We start from the raw sequence: 446 nt of genomic DNA, 5'->3' as shown, positions 1-446 counted from the left end.
GGTCGGGCAGGGTAACAAACCTCGCTCTACAAAAATTTCAGGTATTCTCTATAATTCTGAGGGGCACTGTTGCAAAGTTAGCGATGAGGCAGCCTTTTGTCTTATTCAAAGGCCTTACATTTCAAAAACTCTGCTTACCAGGCGCATTTCGCCCAGGGGATCACCATAATAAAATGCTGAGGCCTGGCCTTTGCGTAGTGCACGCATCACCTCAATACCTTTGATGGTGGCGTAAGCCGTCTTCATGGATTTAAATCCCAGCGTGGCGCCGATTATCCGTTTCAGTTTGCCATGATCGCATTCAATCACGTTGTTCCGGTACTTAATCTGTCGGTGTTCAACGTCAGACGGGCACCGGCCTTCGCGTTTGAGCAGAGCAAGCGCGCGACCATAGGCGGGCGCTTTATCCGTGTTGATGAATCGCGGGATCTGCCACTTCTTCACGT

At 50.2% G+C, this 446-nt stretch carries 1 pseudogene; it reads right to left on the bottom strand.

The features are described from left to right. Window positions 1-114 precede the first annotated feature (114 nt). A pseudogene (locus GCU56_RS25545) lies at window positions 115-446 on the bottom strand (IS6-like element IS26 family transposase); the annotation flags it as partial.

Source organism: Geodermatophilus sabuli, from assembly GCF_010686765.1.
In the GTDB taxonomy this organism is placed as follows: domain Bacteria; phylum Actinomycetota; class Actinomycetes; order Mycobacteriales; family Geodermatophilaceae; genus Geodermatophilus; species Geodermatophilus sabuli_A.
Note: the sequence above shows the minus strand (reverse complement) of the source record. Positions and strands in the feature narration are given on the sequence as shown.